General features: G+C 76.5%; 10 protein-coding genes. 5 read left to right on the forward strand and 5 right to left on the reverse strand.

What is annotated here, in order from left to right:
* Positions 1-28: 28 nt before the first annotated feature.
* Both AC07VC_RS04115 and AC07VC_RS04120 read right to left on the reverse strand, forming a co-directional pair.
* Positions 29-1,522 carry an amidohydrolase family protein gene (locus tag AC07VC_RS04115; protein ID WP_494676060.1) on the reverse strand — a complete coding sequence of 498 codons (1,494 nt, stop codon included), beginning with the start codon at positions 1,520-1,522 and terminating at the stop codon, positions 29-31.
* Between the two features lie 215 nt (positions 1,523-1,737).
* Positions 1,738-2,382 (reverse strand): hypothetical protein, encoded by a 645-nt coding sequence (locus AC07VC_RS04120; RefSeq protein ID WP_494676059.1) that lies wholly within the window; start codon positions 2,380-2,382, stop codon positions 1,738-1,740.
* A 158-nt stretch (positions 2,383-2,540) separates the two neighbouring features.
* On the opposite strand from AC07VC_RS04120, the gene AC07VC_RS04125 reads away from it, so the two are divergent.
* A complete protein-coding gene (locus AC07VC_RS04125; RefSeq protein ID WP_494676058.1) occupies positions 2,541-3,647 on the forward strand; it encodes an XdhC family protein in 1,107 nt (368 codons plus the stop codon).
* The gene (locus AC07VC_RS04130) at positions 3,644-4,942 is read left to right on the forward strand and encodes an APC family permease (protein WP_494676057.1); all 1,299 of its coding nucleotides are present in this window, start codon (positions 3,644-3,646) and stop codon (positions 4,940-4,942) included. The genes AC07VC_RS04125 and AC07VC_RS04130 overlap by 4 nt, the downstream gene beginning before the upstream one ends.
* Positions 4,943-4,991: 49 nt before the next feature.
* On the opposite strand, the gene AC07VC_RS04135 is transcribed toward AC07VC_RS04130, so the two are convergent.
* Both AC07VC_RS04135 and AC07VC_RS04140 read right to left on the reverse strand, forming a co-directional pair.
* Positions 4,992-7,871, reverse strand: a complete 2,880-nt coding sequence (locus tag AC07VC_RS04135; RefSeq protein ID WP_494676056.1) for a molybdopterin-dependent oxidoreductase — start codon at positions 7,869-7,871, stop codon at positions 4,992-4,994.
* A complete protein-coding gene (locus tag AC07VC_RS04140; RefSeq protein WP_494676055.1) occupies positions 7,868-8,734 on the reverse strand; it encodes an FAD binding domain-containing protein in 867 nt (288 codons plus the stop codon). Before AC07VC_RS04140 ends, AC07VC_RS04135 begins: the two co-directional genes overlap by 4 nt.
* Before the next feature lie 242 nt (positions 8,735-8,976).
* Between AC07VC_RS04140 and AC07VC_RS04145 the strand changes: the two genes are divergently transcribed.
* The 3 genes from AC07VC_RS04145 (at position 8,977) to AC07VC_RS04155 (ending at position 12,454) form a co-directional block, all read left to right on the forward strand.
* Positions 8,977-9,699 (forward strand): hypothetical protein, encoded by a 723-nt coding sequence (locus AC07VC_RS04145; protein WP_494676054.1) that lies wholly within the window; start codon positions 8,977-8,979, stop codon positions 9,697-9,699.
* Positions 9,700-9,809: 110 nt separating this feature from the next.
* Entirely contained in the window at positions 9,810-11,480 is a 1,671-nt protein-coding gene (locus AC07VC_RS04150) for a stealth family protein (RefSeq protein WP_494676053.1), read from the forward strand.
* Complete coding sequence (locus AC07VC_RS04155) at positions 11,477-12,454, forward strand: J domain-containing protein (RefSeq protein WP_494676052.1); 978 nt, start codon at positions 11,477-11,479, stop codon at positions 12,452-12,454. The genes AC07VC_RS04150 and AC07VC_RS04155 overlap by 4 nt, the downstream gene beginning before the upstream one ends.
* 140 nt (positions 12,455-12,594) lie before the next feature.
* Here the strand turns inward: AC07VC_RS04155 and AC07VC_RS04160 are convergent, their stop codons facing one another.
* A complete protein-coding gene (locus AC07VC_RS04160) occupies positions 12,595-13,851 on the reverse strand; it encodes an MFS transporter (RefSeq protein WP_494676051.1) in 1,257 nt (418 codons plus the stop codon).
* Positions 13,852-13,982: the final 131 nt, after the last annotated feature.

The raw sequence follows: 13,982 nt of genomic DNA on the forward strand, positions 1-13,982 counted from the left end.
GCGGCGGACGCCGGGCGACGGCCGCTCCTCAGCCCGCCGACACCCGCCGGCCCTGCACGTGGACGCCCGTGATCGCGGGCTCGCGGAGGCCCATCAGGAGGGTGAAGAGGATCTGGTCGGTCGCGCGCGCCGCGTCGTCCGAGCGGATGCCGTGCGCGAGCGTCAGGGCGAGCGGCTCCCACCGGTCGGGCGTGATCGTCAGGAAGTCGGCGTCCTTGCCGACGTCGAGGTTGCCGTAGCGCTCCTCCATGTCCAGCGCGCGGGCGCCGGCGAGCGTGCCCAGGAACAGCAGCTCGGCCGCGTCCAGCTCCACGCCCGCGTCGCCCGGCTCCGACAGGTGCACCTTGAACGCGTCGTTGAGCACGCGCGAGACGAGCCACTCGTCCCCGGCGCCCACGTCGGATCCGATCGCCACGTCCACGCCCGACGCGCGCGTGCGCCGCCACGGCATCGTGCCCGAGCCGAGGAACTGCTGCGACGTGGGGCAGTGCGCGATGCTGCTGCCGGTGTCGCGCAGCCGCGCGAGCTCGGAGTCCTGGCAGTGCACGGCGTGCGCGAGGATGCTGCGCCGGCCGAGGAGGCTCGACCCGCCGCGCTCGGACCCGGGCAGGAACCGCCCGTCGTAGGTGTCGAGGTAGGTCTCCGTGCCGTACACCTGGCGGACGGCCGCGATCTCGCCCGTGCCCGGCCGGTCGTTCTCGTTCAGGTGCGAGTGGAAGTAGACGCCCTCGCCCCGCGCCACGTCGTAGAGCTCGCCGAGCCCGCGGAACGTCGTGGGCGTCACCGAGAGGCTGAAGCGGGGGACGATCGCGACCTGCAGCAGGGCGGTGGTCGCGTCGCCCGTGTCGGCGGCGTGCCAGCGGTCGATCTCCGCGCAGGAGAGCGAGATGGCGTCCTCCTCCGAGGTGAGGAGCGGGGTGGCGGGGCCGGAGCCGACCGTCTGGATCCCGCGGCCGCTCACCAGCCGCAGGCCGGCGTCGCGGGATGCCTCGAACAGGGCGTCCTGCGCGTGGGGGAACGCCGACCCGAACACGAGCGCGCTGGTGGTGCCCGCCATGACCCGCCGCCGGGTGAAGTCCCGCGCGATCATCCGGGCGAAGCCCTCGTCCTCGAGGCGGGCCTCCGAGGGGAAGACGCAGGAGTCGAGCCACTCCAGCAGCTGCCCGCCGCCGTGGGCGCTGGTCGTGTACGTCTGCGGGAAGTGCACATGGGCGTCGACGAAGCCGGGGAGCAGGAAGTCGGACGCGTCGCCGTGCACGGGGGCGTCGGCGAACGCGGCGGGGAGCTCGCGGAACGGGCCGACCCACGCGATGCGCCCCGCCGGGTCGACCGCGAGCGCGCCGTCGGGGACGGAGACGAGGTGCTGCCGGGCGTCCTCGACGCGGGGAGCGCCCGCGATGTGCAGCACGTGGCCGCGGTGCACCGCGCGGCGGCCGACGGAGCCGGATCCGGTGTCCGGCGAGGCGCCGGTGACGGTCCGCGGGGTGGGGCGTGAGGTGCTCGGGGCGCGGTGGTCGACCATGCGGGTCCGTTCGCTCGGCAGGGGCGGGACGCGGGAGGACGCGTTCCGTCTGAGGCGCCCGTCGTGCATGCGGGCCCCGTGGGGCACGCCGGACGGAGGGCCCTCGACATGATGGTCGCACCCGGCGGGTGGATGCCCGCGGAGCGCACCGACACGCGGCGTCATCCAGGGAGCCGTCACACGCCGCTCCGCGCCCGTGGTCGAGCGCTCGCCGCTCAGCGGGGACGCTCCCGCACCGACGGGATACCGCCGTGCGGGGAGGGCGGCGCCCAGCCCGCGCGCTCCTCGCCGTCGCGGAGCGCCCGCTCCTGCAACGGGATGAGCAGCGCGTCGACGCCGTCGCGGCGGCGGCCTCGCGAGGCGATCACCCATGCGGCCCAGGGGACGAACAGGGCGAGGAACACGATGTAGGCCACCGGCAGGACACCGCCCGCGGGAGCGAGGACGGCGAGGGCCACCACCATCACGAGCGCGAGCGGCACGGCCCACGCCTCCTGACGGATCTGCCGCCGTCGCCGCTCGAGGGCGCCCTGCCATGCGACGGGTTCCGCTCGCGGCGGGAGCTCGCCGTCCTCCGCCGCCTCCGACACCTCCACCTCGCTGGGCGAGCCGGGGTGGTACATGCGGGTGGCGCGTCGCGCTCCCGCCAGCGCGACGCCGGCGGCGAGGGCGACCGCGGCGCGCAGGATCACGGTCCCCGTCTCCGTCCCCTCCGCCGGCCGGTCGATGTCGAGCGCCCACAGCCATGCGAACACCAGGATCCCGAAGACGAGCGCCGGCACGAAGGAGGGCGAGTCGTGCCACGCGCGTCGGAGGCGGCGGAAGAGGGGGCGGGGCCAGGCGGGTGCGGTCGGGGTCATTCGGGCCTCCTCGTCCTCGGCACCGGATGCGGCGCCCGGCACCGGGGAGCCCCCCCGGCATCCGCGTCCCACCCTACGCAGGGGCCGTGCGAGGCTTGACGAGGGCGGTACCCTTCGCCTGTCCGCGCCCCGCCCGGGCGCTCCCGTCCGGAGGTGCCGTGCTCGAGATCGCCGCGGAGGTGCTCGACGCCCTCGCCGACGGCCGACGGCTCGCGGTCGCGTGCGTCACCGACGTGCTCGGCAGCGCGCCCCGCACGGCCGGCACGGCCATGGCGGTCGACGAGGCGGGCCGCGTCATCGGATCCATCTCCGGCGGCTGCGTCGAGGGCGCCGTGGTCGAGGTCGCCGCGGGCGTGCTCGACGACGGGGTGCCCGTGCTCACCGGCTTCGGCGTGAGCGACGTCGACGCCTTCCAGGTCGGCCTCACCTGCGGCGGTCGGATCGGCGTGGTCGTCGTCGAGGTCGCTCCCGTCGGCGACCACCGCGCTCCCATCCCCGCCGCGGTGCGCGCCGCCCTCGAGGACGCCCGCGCGTCGCGCGCCGCGTCGCTCGCGCTCGTGCTCGACGGGCCGGCCGTGGGCACGTGGATCACCGCGGACGCCGAACCCGGGACCGACGCGGCCGTGGGCGCCGACGCCGCCCGGCGCATCCGCGCGGAGCTCGCCGCCCGCCTGGCCGCCGGCCGCTCGGGCACGACCACCGTGGACTGCGCCGACGGACCCGCGCGCGTGCTGCACCTCGTGGCCGCCGCCCCGCCCCGGCTGCTCGTCTTCGGAGCCGTCGACTTCTCCGCCGCGCTCGCCGACGCGGCCGTGCTCCTCGGGTACCGGGTCACCGTGTGCGACGCGCGGCCCGCGTTCGCCACGCACGCCCGGTTCCCGTCGGCGCACGAGGTCGTCGCCGAGTGGCCCGACGAGTACCTGGCCCGCACCGAGGTCGACGCGCGCACGGTCATCTGCGTCCTCACCCACGACGACCGGTTCGACGTCCCGCTCCTCGTCGCCGCGCTCCGCCTGCCGGTGGCGTTCGTGGGGGCGATGGGATCCCGCGCCACCCACGAGCGCCGCCGCGCGCGGCTCGTGGAGGAGGGCCTCACCGAGACCGAGCTCGCGCGCCTCCGCTCGCCCATCGGGCTCGACCTCGGCGCGAGCACGCCGCAGGAGACCGCCGTCTCCATCCTCGCCGAGGTGCTCGCCGCGCGTGCCGGCACCGCGGGCGCGCCGCTCACGACCACGCGCGGGCCGATCCACGGGGAGGGCGCATGACCGCCGCATCCGCTGCAGCAGCAGCAGCCTCGGGTCAGCCGGGTCTCGCCCGCCGCCTCGGCCTCCTCGACGCCACCGTGCTCGGCCTCGGCGCGATGATCGGCGCGGGGATCTTCGCGGTCATGCCCGCCGCCGCGCGCGCCGCGGGCGGGGGCCTCGTCGCGGGGCTCGCGATCGCCGCCGTGGTCGCCCTCTGCAACGCCACCGCGTCCGCCCAGCTGGCGGCCCGCTACCCGTCCTCCGGCGGCTCGTACCTGTACGGGCGGGAGCGGCTGGGGGAGTGGCCGGGCTTCCTCGCGGGCTGGTCCTTCGTCATCGGCAAGACGGCGAGCTGCGCCGCCATGGCCCTCACGTTCGCCGCGTACGCGGTGCCGGCGGCGTGGCAGCGGCCGGTCGCGGCGCTCGCCGTGGTGGCCCTCGCGATCGTCGGCTGCCTCGGCGTCACCCGGACGGCCCGGCTGGCGCGCGCGATCATCGCGGTCGTCCTCGCGGTCCTCGCGCTCGTGCTCGTGGCGGGCCTCGTCGCGGGCGGCCCCGGCCCGGCGGCACCCGGATCCACCGCCGGCGCCGTCGACACGACGCCCTACGGGGTCCTGCAGTCGGCCGGCCTGCTGTTCTTCGCCTTCGCGGGCTACGCGCGCATCGCCACCATGGGGGAGGAGGTGCGCGATCCCGCCCGCACCATCCCGCGCGCGATCCTGCTCGCCCTCGGCGGCGCGCTCGTCGTCTACGCGCTCGTCGCCGTGACCCTGCTCGGGGTGCTCGGGGAGGCGCGGCTCACGGGATCCACCGCGCCGCTCACCGACGTGGTGCGCGCGGCCGGCTGGGCGTGGGCGGTCCCGGTCGTCGGCGTCGGCGCGGCCGCCGCGTGCCTCGGGGCGCTGCTCGCGCTCCTCGCGGGGATCGGGCGGACGTCCCTCGCGATGGCGCGCGAGGGCGACCTGCCGCGCGGGCTCGCGGTCGTGCACCCGCGGTACCGGGTGCCGCAGCGCGCGGAGGTCGCGGTGGCGGTGGTCGTCGTGGCGCTCGTGCTGACGGTCGACCTCCGCGGCGTCGTCGGGTTCTCGTCCTTCGGAGTGCTGCTGTACTACGTGGTCGCCAACGCGTCCGCGCTCACGCAGACCGGCGCCGACCGGCGGTACCCGCGCGTCCTGCAGGTGCTCGGCATCGTCGGCTGCGCGGTGCTCGTGGCGACCCTGCCCGGACCGTCGATCCTCACGGGCGCCGCCGTGCTCCTCGTGGGGGCGGTGGGCCGGCTGGCCGTGGTCGCCCGACGGCGCCCGGCCGCGCGCTGACCGGCATCCGGGCGGTCCCCCCTCCGGTGCATCCCGGCGCTGACCCGCGTCAGGACTCCCGCGTCCCCCGCTCCCCGAGCGTCGTCGGGCTGTCGAAGGCCGGCTGCGGTCCGCCGCCGTGCAGCATCCGCCAGACCCGGTCGCGCGACATCGGCAGCTCGTGCGGCCGGACCCCCACGGCGTCGCGCACCGCGTTCGCGAGCGCGGGGGCGACCGGGTTGTAGGGCGCCTCGCTCATCGACTTCGCGCCGTGCGGCCCCAGGTCGTCGTGCGTGTCGGCGAACAGCACCTCGGTCACGGGCAGGTCCGCCAGCTGGGGGATGTGGTAGTTCCGCAGCACGTCCGTGAGGATCCGGCCCTCGCCGTCGTGCACGACCTCCTCGTAGAGCGCCGTCCCGATCGCCTGCGCGGTGCCGCCCTCGACCTGTCCGCGCAGCTGCGCGGGGTTCAGGACGGTGCCCGCGTCCACCGCCTGCACGGACCGGAGGATGCGCACCTCGCCGGTCGCCGGGTCCACCGCGACGCGGAACGCGTGGACGTTGAACGCGAGGGAGCGGAGCGCGCCGTCCTCGCGCGCCCGGGCCGACAGGCCGTCCGGGCCCGCCAGGTCCGCGACGGCGACGGCGACGCCGCCGGGGGCCACGAGCGCGTCCGGCGTGAGGGCGAACGCGGAGGCCGCGAGCCCCGTGCGCGCCGCCGCCCGCTCGCGGAGCAGGTCCGCGAGCGCGGTCGCGGCCACGTGCACGGCCTTGCCCGCCACGACCGTGCCGGCGGAGCCGAACGCGCCCGTGTCGTAGCCCGTCGCGTCGGTGTCGGACTGGCGGATCCAGATCCGGTCGGACGTGGTGCCGAGCGCCGTGGCGGCCAGCTGCGCGTGCACGGTGGTGGTGCCGTTGCCGAACTCGGCCGTGCCGACCGACACCGTGACGATGCCGTCGGCCCGGATGCCCACGTGCACCTCCGCGAAGTGCCCGCGCGGCGGCATGGTCGCGATCATCGCGGCCGCCATGCCCTCGCCCACGAGCCAGCGGTCCCCGTCGGGCACCGGATCCCCGCCGCCGTCGCGGAGCGCCGCCTCGGCCAGGTCGAGGCACTGGTCGAGCCCGTAGCTGCCGCCGAACCCGAGGTCGGGCCCCTCCGCCTCGGTGATGATGAGCGGGTCGCCTGGCACGACGGCGTTCCGGCGCCGGATCTCGAAGCCCGAGATGCCGAGGCGCCGTGCGAGCTCGTCGAGGGCGGACTCGACGGCGAAGATCACCTGCCCGAGGCCGTAGCCGCGGAAGGCGCCCGACGGCAGGTTGTTCGTGTAGACGCTCTGCGCGTCCACGCGCTTCGCGGGCACGCGGTACAGGCTGATCGACTCGTTGCAGCCGTGGTACATCACGCCCGGCCCGTGGTTGCCGTACGCGCCGGTGTCGGAGAGCACGTCCACGGCGAGCGCCGTCAGCACGCCGTCGGACGTGGCGCCGACCGTGACGCCCACCCGCATGGGGTGCCGCGACGGCGAGAGGGTGAACTCGTCGGAGCGCGTGAACTCCAGCTGCACCGGGCGTCCCGTGGCGAGCACCGCGAGGGTGACGACGTCCTCGGTGAGGATCTCCTGCTTGCCGCCGAACCCGCCGCCCACGCGCGCCGTGAAGACGCGCACGTCCTCCGGCGCGAGCTCGAACAGGCGGCAGATCTCGCGCTGCACGAGGAACGGCACCTGCGAGCTCGTGCGGAGGACGAGGCGCCCCTCCTCCATCCAGCCGATCGTCGCGTGCGTCTCCAGGTGCGTGTGCGCGACGCGCTGCGTGGACCACGTGCCGGACACCACCTCGTCGGCCGCGGCGATGCCCCGCGCCACGTCCCCGTGCTCGCCGTGCATCTCCGCGACGACGTTCCGGAGCGGGTCGGCGAGACGGGAGACGGCGGGGTCCTTGTCGCCGTGCACGAAGGGCGCGCCGGGCCGCCGGGCGCGGTCGGGATCGAGCACCGCGGGGAGCAGCTCGTAGTCGACGCGCACCAGGCGCACCGCGGCCTCCGCGATCCCGACGCTGTCGGCGACCACGGCCGCGACGCGCTGCCCGCGGAACCGCACGACGTCGTCGAGCACGCGGCTGTCGTCCGGGTCGTCGAAGCGGTCCTCGTGCCGGGCGGACGAGTACAGCGTGGCGGGGGAGTCGTGGTGCGTGAGCACCGCGTGCACGCCGGGCAGCGCGAGGGCCGCCGTGGCGTCGATGGCGCGGATGCGGGCATGCGGGTGCGGGCTCCGCACGAGGCTCACGTGCAGCAGCCCCGGGACCTGGACGTCGAGCGTGTACGGCTCGAGCCCGCTGACCACGCGCTCGCTCGCGGGGGCACGGAGCGAGGTGCCGACGCGGCCCGTCTGGGCCCGCTCGTCCTCGGCCGCATCCGTCGCGACGGGATGCGCGGCGCTCGCCGCGGGCCCGGTCGCCCGCACCGGGCCCAGCCCCTCGGGGCGCGGGCCGCAGCCCGCGCCGTGCGCGTGGTCCGGTCCCCCGTGCTCCCCGCGGATCGCCTCGTCGATGGCCCGGTACCCCGTGCACCGGCACAGGCTGCTCTTCATCAGGCGCGGCAGGTCGTCGAGCTCCTCCTCGCCGAACGTCGACGCCGTCACGACCATCCCGGGGGTGCAGAACCCGCATTGGAACCCCGCCGCCGCCACGAACCGCTCCTGCGCGGGATGCAGGTCGCCCGGCGTCCCGAGGCCCGCCGCCGTCGTGACCGCACGGCCCTCCGCGCGGAACGCGGGGAGGATGCAGGAGTGCACGGCCTCGCCGTCGAGGAGCACCGTGCACGCGCCGCAGTCGCCCGAGTCGCAGCCCTTCTTGACGCTGAGCACCTCGTGCTCCCGGAGCCAGGTGCGCAGGCTCTGGCCGGGTGCCGGGTCCCCGGCGATCTCGCGGCCGTCCACGGTCATGCTCACGGGTGCGCTCCTGCCGTCGTCGTGGTCGCGGGATCCGTCGGGTCGCCGCCCAGCTCCCGGCGGACCTCCTCCGCGAGCAGCGCGCTCACCGCCCGACGCCAGTCCGCGGCCCCGTGCGCGTCGGTGAACCAGGACCCGATCGCGCGCACGTCGTCGGCGAGCGCGGCGGCGGCGGGCAGGGCGTCGTAGCGCAGCTGCTCGGGTCGGAGCGTCGCGCCCGTCACCGTCACCGTGACGGACCCGTCCTCGTCGAGCCGGCCGATCACGACCGAGCCCGACCGGCCGAGGGGCGACAGCGCGATCCTCCGGAACGCCGTGCGGGCGCGCAACGACGACGTCGGCACGTGGATCGAGCGGAGCACGTCGCCCGGCCGGAGCGCCGTGGTCCGGTCGCCCGTCACGAGCTCCGCCACGGGCATCCGCTCGTCGTGCGCGGGCGCGGGGCCGACCGCCGCGCGCCACACGAGCGCCCGGGCGTCGAGGGCCGCCGCGAGGGCGGTCATGGGTCCCGCCGGCAGCGCCGAGCAGATGTTCCCGCCGACGGTCGCCACGCGCCAGATCTTCGTGGAGCCGAAGAGCGCGGTGCAGGCCTCCCGGAACAGCGGGTGCGCGGCCCAGCCCTCCGCGGGCGCGATGGCGGCGACCTCCGCGATGGTGCAGGTCGCCGCGATCTCGAGGCCCGCGTCGCTCACGACGAGCGCCGGCCAGCCGAGCGCCTGCAGGTCCACCAGCCCGGTGAGGTGCGGGTGCGGCTCGGCGAAGATGCCGGATCCGCCCGCCAGCGCCGCCACGGACGGCCCGAGCGCGACCAGGTCCCCGCGCGTCCGGGCGGGCACGACGGAGCGGACGGTGGGCTGGTCCATGGGTCTCCTCCCGGGCGTCCCGCTCGACGGCCGCGGCCCGTTCCGGTGCGCGGTCGTGCGGGGACGTGTGAGAGCGATCCTCGCATCCGCCGCCGTGCCCCCGCGCCGCCGCCCTCCGCTGCCGCCTCCGCCGACGCCTCCACCGCCGACGCAGCCGACGGCCCCGCCCCCGCCCGCGCGCCCCCGAGTTGCCGCCGTCCCGATCCGCCTGGCACGCTCGACGGCGAGCCCCGGGGGAGACCATGAGCATCCGCACCGCCGTCCGCACGCCGCGTCCGATCGGGAGGCCCCGGGCACCGCGCGCGCTCGCCGTCCCCGGTGCGGCGCTCGCCGCGGCCCTCCTCCTCGCCGGGTGCGTCGAGGGCCCGGCCGGTCCGCCGCCGCCCCCCTTCGACGCCGTCGAGATGGCCGCGGGACCGTCGGAGGCCGTCCCCGGCCAGCGCGTCCCCGCGGGCGAGGTGGTGGCCCTCCCGAGCGTCGCGGCCGACGGCGGCGCGGGCGACGTGGTCGCGGCGGCGCTGCTGGGCGTCGCCGAGGGGCAGCCCACGTACTGGTCCGGCTACGAGGACGGTGACCGGTTCGCCGGAAGCACCCCGTACTTCGCGTTCGTGCAGACCCGCTGGCTCCAGGGCGAGGGCGGCCCGCAGAGCGGACCGGTGCTGCGTCCCTTCCTCGCCGACGGCACCGAGGTCGACATCATCCAGCGGAGCCTCGGCGGCATCACCTCCGGCGGGGAGTGCCCCTACGAGGTGCCCGACCTCGCCCTCGAGGAGGGCCGTGCCGCGGACGAGCGCATCGAGTGCGTCGTCTACGCGGTCCCCGGCGGCCAGGAGCTCGCGGAGCTGCGCTGGCACGACGTGCCGCGGACGATCCTCCCGCCGCCGGATCCCGCGACCCACCCGTTCCTCGAGGCCCCCGTCGTGTGGGAGGTCGACGCCCTCCCCGCCGCCGACGTCGAGGGCTGACCGCCGCCCCCGGCCGGGGGCTCGACCCCGCGCCGGATAGGATGATCCGTCGCCACCCGTCGGGTCGGGCGCACGCAGACGGCACACGAGACGCAGCAAGGGGATGGTCCATGGCGGGCAGCGCACGGCAGTTCAACGTGGCCCTCGAGCCGACCGTCGACCCGGCCACCAGCGAGGAGGAGTTCTCCCGCCAGGACGACGCCGTCGCCCCCGCCCCCGCCACGTGGCCCACCACGCACCACCGCCCCGACGTCCTCGTCCGCAAGGGCCTCGCCACGCTCGTCAACCGCACGCTCACGCCGCACCAGGCGCTCGTGACCGACCTCCTCTTCATCCGGGACGCGCTGCTCGCGACCGGCATCGACTTCTGGCTCATCCGCGGCAACGACGAGCGGCCGGTCATCGCCATCGACGTGCAGAACCGCGACACGGTCGTGCGCGCCCTCGTGGCCGACTGCGTCGACGAGCCCCTGTACGCGAAGACCGTCGACGGCCGCCGCCGTCCGCCGCTGCTCGTCGCCGACGGCCGCCTCACCGACAACCCCGACGCCGGCATCTTCCGCCTCTACCGACCCCGGATCGAGCCCGACGGCCTCCTCGCTTACGGCGCCTCCACCGCCGTCGAGCTGCAGTTCTTCCGCTTCGAGGGCGAGAACATCGTGTGGCCCGTCGAGAACTCGCTCACGCGCGAGATCCTCCCCGCCGCCGAGGTCGTGCCCGCCACGGTCGAGATGTACGGGCACGAGTGGCGGACGCTGCGGGGCATGTTCGACGCGCAGGCGTCCGACATCACCTTCGACATCGACATGGTCTTCTCCTGGGTCGACGGCAACGACCCCGAGTTCCAGAAGCGCCGCGCCGAGCGCATGAAGGACGTCGTCGTGGGCGAGGGCGACGACTCGGAGGCGCGCTTCCGCCAGATCGACGAGCTCAAGTACGCGCTGCGCTCCGTGTACCTCTTCGCGCCCTGGGTGCGCCGCATCTTCATCGTCACCGACTCCCCGAAGCCCGCGTGGCTGGCCGACCACCCCGCCGTCACGTTCGTGCGCAGCGAGGAGTTCTTCACGGACCCCGACGCCCTGCCCACGCACAACTCGCAGGCCGTCGAGTCGCAGCTGCAGCACATCCCCGGCCTCAGCGAGCACTTCCTGTACTCCAACGACGACATGTTCTTCGGCCGTCCCGTGCAGCCCGGCATGTTCTTCTCCCCGGGCGGCATCACGAAGTTCATCGAGGCGTCCACGCGCATCGGCCTGGGCGACAACGACTCCGACCGCAGCGGCTTCGAGAACTCGGCGCGCGTCAACCGCCGCCTGCTGATGGACCGGTTCGGCCGCCTCATCACGCGCCACCTCGAGCACGCGGCCACGCCGCTGCGCAAGAGCGTCCTCCTGGAGCTCGAGCAGGAGTTCGCGGAGGACTTCCACCGCACGCAGCTGAGCCGCTTCCGGTCGAGCACCGACATCTCCGTCACCAACTCGCTGTACCACTACTACGCCCAGATGACGGCGCGCGCGGTGCAGCAGGAGAACGCGAAGGTCCTGTACGTCGACACGACGTCGCGTGCGGGCCTCGACCTCCTGCCCGGCCTCCTCAAGCGCCGGTCGCAGGACTTCTTCTGCCTGAACGACGGGTCCTTCCCCGAGGTGCCGGCCGACGAGCGCCAGGCGCGCGTGCAGGAGTTCCTCGAGCGCTACTACGGCATCCCGGCGCCGTGGGAGGCCGCCGACGGGGACGCCGCGGCGGCCACGGGCACCGCGCCCGCCTACCCGGCCGAGTGAGCCGCGCGGGCAGCCCCGCCGACCGCACCCCGTACGAGGTGCTCGGCGTGGATCCCGCGGCGGACACGACGGCCCTGCGCGCGGCGTACCGGCGGCTGGTGCGCGCGACCCACCCGGACACGGGCGGCGAGGCGCACCTGTTCCACGCCGTGCAGCGCGCGTGGGAGCTGGTCGGCGACCCGGACGACCGCGCCGCCTACGACCGCGGGCAGGGCCGGTCCGCGGGCGACGACGACCCGCTCCACCCCGATGGCGCCGGGTACGCGCCCGCGGCCGGATCCGGCACCCGCCTGGGCGCCTCCGTCCACGGCGTCGCGGGCGCGCTGGCCCGCGCCCACTACCTCGACCGCGTGGCGGCCTGGCAGGGCGCGACGCCGGGCGGCGACCCGGGGCTCGATCCCTGGTCGCCCGAGCTGGTGCGCCGCGCTCCGCGCGAGATCCGCTGGCTCCTCGCGAAGGCCCTGGCGGAGGAGGCGACGGCCCGGGCGGCGGCCTCGCTCGGCATGGGCGCGACGATCTTCCACGACGTCCGTCCCCTGACGGGCGCCGGCAAGGTCGACCACGTCGTGCTCGCGCCCGCGGGCCTGTTCGCCCTGAGCTCCGAGGACTGGGGCGTCGCCGTCCAGCTCGTGCGCGGGGAGCTGCAGCCCGTCGTGCCGGATCCGGACGGCGCGTTCGCCGCGGGCGACGCGCCCGTCACGTGGCTGGTCGGCGCCGCCCGCTCCCTGGCCGCGTCCGCGGGGGTCCGGTTCGCCGCCGCCGTGGTCGTGGTGCCGGACGACGCGCTCGCCCAGCCCGTGGAGCGCGTGGAGCGCGGCCGCAACCGCGGCGCGCTGGTCGTCCGGCGGTCGGTGCTCCCGCTCGTGCTCCGCGACGGCGTGTCGGAGGAGGGTCGTCTGAGCGTCGCGGATCCCTACGCCGTCCGCGCGCTGCTCCGCGAGCGCCTGACGCTGCTCGGCCCCGCCGCCCCCTGACCTCACCTCCGCCGGATGCGGCGCGCGGCGGTCCCGGCCGGGAGCCGGACCGGTCCCGCACCGGCGAGCCGGCCCGGCGCGAGCCGGCCCGGTCCCGAACCCGCGGGCCGATCCGGTCCCGCATCCGCGGGCCGTCGCGGTCAGGGACCGACGGCCGCCGCCGCGGGCCGCGCGCGGAGGCGCAGCATCGCCGGGACGACGAGCGGGAGGACGACCACCGCCGAGCCCACGAGCACGAGCCGGGCATCCGCCGCGGCCAGGCCCCCGAGCGCCGCGACGTGGCCGACGACGATGGCGGTGTCGTCCAGCACCCGGTCGATGCCGGCGATCCGCCCGAGGTGGTCGGTGCGGACCGTGGCCTTGAGGAGCGTGCTGACGGCGACCGTGACCGGTGCGCTGGCCGCGGCGGCGACGGCGGCGGCGACGACCGCGACGGGGAGGCCCGGTGACGCGCCGAGCGCGGCCTGCGCGAGGCACAGCCCCACGACGCCGACCAGGAGGACGGGGGCGGCCCGCCGCTCGGTCCCGAGCGCGGTCGTGAGGACGGCCGCGGCGAGCGCCGCGCCTCCCGTGATGCCGTAGAGCAGCTGCCCGGCGGCGGGCTCCCGGCCGAGCACCCCCGTGACGAGCGGCCCCAGGGCCACGCTCGTGCAGGCCGTGAGGAACGCGACGGCCGCCGACACCGTGAGGAACGCCTGCAGCCGGCCGTCCGTGCGCACCATGCGCAGCCCGCTCGCGAGCCCGGCCCCGACGCCCGCGCCACGGCCGCCCGGGAGCGGCCCGGCATCCCGAGCCGCCCGCATGCGGGCCCGCAGCCCGGCGAGGAGGAGGGACGAGGCGAGGAAGCAGGCGCTGTCGACGAGGGCCGCCGCCACGGGGCCGCCGGCGGTGAGCACCACGGCGGCGAGCGCCGGGCCCGCGACCTGCGCCACGCGCTGCGCGGACTCGAGGAGCCCGTTCGCGCGCAGCATGGCGCCCGTCGGCACCAGCGCCGAGAGCGCGGCGAAGGAGGCGGCCGACGACAGCACCCCGAGCGCGTTGCCGACGCCGACGAGCAGCAGCGCGGGCATCGGCGCCCCCGCCCCCATGGCGACCGCGAGGCCGAGTCCGACGCCGATGCGGGCGAGGTCGGTGCGCAGCAGGATGGCGAACCGGTCCCCGCGGTCGGCGACCACGCCGGCCAGTCCGCCGCAGAGGATCCCCGGCACGTTGGCGAGCAGCACCAGGCCGAGCCGCTGTCCGAGGGAGCCGCCGAGCACCTCGACGAGCCAGACGTTGACGGCCACCATCCGGAAGGCGTCGCCGAGCGTGGACAGGCCGTACGAGCCCGCGAGCGCGAGGAAGCCGCGCGTGAGGAGGGGCGACGCGGGCGGGTCGCCCGGCGCGCGCGGAGCCATCGGGTCCTCCTGCGGGTGGTGCACGGGTTCGGGTCCGCGACACCGTACGCGAGGAGGTGGATGCGCCGCGCCGACCGTGCACAGCCCGTCGGCCGTGCCGGGCCCGCCGGTCCGGCACGACCGGCCGGACC

This window comes from Clavibacter sp. GW821-FHT01D01, assembly GCF_059422605.1.

Coding starts and splice junctions, on each gene's coding strand:
- AC07VC_RS04115 (WP_494676060.1), bottom strand. CDS start 1,522: ATGGTCGACCACCGCGCCCCGAGCACCTCACGCCCCACCCCGCGGACC.
- AC07VC_RS04120 (WP_494676059.1), bottom strand. CDS start 2,382: ATGACCCCGACCGCACCCGCCTGGCCCCGCCCCCTCTTCCGCCGCCTC.
- AC07VC_RS04130 (WP_494676057.1), top strand. CDS start 3,644: ATGACCGCCGCATCCGCTGCAGCAGCAGCAGCCTCGGGTCAGCCGGGT.
- AC07VC_RS04140 (WP_494676055.1), bottom strand. CDS start 8,734: ATGGACCAGCCCACCGTCCGCTCCGTCGTGCCCGCCCGGACGCGCGGG.
- AC07VC_RS04145 (WP_494676054.1), top strand. CDS start 8,977: ATGAGCATCCGCACCGCCGTCCGCACGCCGCGTCCGATCGGGAGGCCC.
- AC07VC_RS04150 (WP_494676053.1), top strand. CDS start 9,810: ATGGCGGGCAGCGCACGGCAGTTCAACGTGGCCCTCGAGCCGACCGTC.
- AC07VC_RS04160 (WP_494676051.1), bottom strand. CDS start 13,851: ATGGCTCCGCGCGCGCCGGGCGACCCGCCCGCGTCGCCCCTCCTCACG.